The following is a 745-nucleotide window of genomic DNA, read 5'->3' as shown; positions in this document are numbered from 1 at the left end:
CCATGATGGACACCTCGAGCGCATCGATCAGCATGTTCGCAGCAAGCAACGCCAGCAAACCCCACGCGGCGACAGGTCGAACTACGCTGCCGTAGTCACCTTTCGACACTTCGATCGTTCTGTCCACGCTCGCTCCTTGTCGTCACCTTGGTGGTCCGCGTCGCCGCGCGAGAATCAACCCAGCAGGGTCCCACCACTTGCGTCCAGCGTCGAGCCGGTGATCCATCGAGCGTCGTCGGAAGCGAGGAACGCGACCGCATCAGCGATGTCGTCTGGCTCGCCGACCCGATTGAAGGCAGACAACGACGCCATCTGTTCGACGACCTCGGGCATGCCGAATACCGGATTTCCGTTCCTCGTGATCCCGGGCGCAACACTGTTCACGGTGATACCGCGTGGCGCGAGATGTTTGGCCATATGCATCGTGAGTTGCTCCACAGCGCCCTTCGTCATCGCGTATGCAACTTCTTGCGGATTCGCGACACGAGTCAAACCTGAAGAGATGTTGATGACCCGCGCCCCATCGTTGAGGTTGGTAGTCGCCCGCTGCAGGATGAAGAACGGGGCTCGTGCGTTCACGGCGACGAGGCGGTCGAATTGTTCGGGAGTGGTGTCCTCCGGCGAGACACCTCCCATGACTCCGGCGTTGTTGACGAGAATGTCCAAACTCGAGGATCCGGTCCTCTCCTTGAGACCCTGTTCGAGTTCGAAGAAGAGTTGATGAATCGCACCCGGCGACTCGAGG

1 protein-coding gene is annotated in these 745 nt (G+C 60.1%); it reads right to left on the bottom strand.

Annotated elements, in window-relative coordinates; translation table 11 throughout:
- Window positions 1-174: 174 nt before the first annotated feature.
- Window positions 175-745 (bottom strand): SDR family oxidoreductase (locus tag A2J03_RS26730; RefSeq protein ID WP_156520605.1); only part of this gene is annotated, 571 nt, incomplete at its 5' end.

This window comes from Rhodococcus sp. EPR-157 (assembly GCF_001647195.1).
Classification (GTDB): Bacteria; Actinomycetota; Actinomycetes; order Mycobacteriales; family Mycobacteriaceae; genus Rhodococcoides.
The sequence above is the reverse complement of the archived record's forward strand: the minus strand, read 5'-3'. Positions and strand labels throughout refer to the sequence as shown.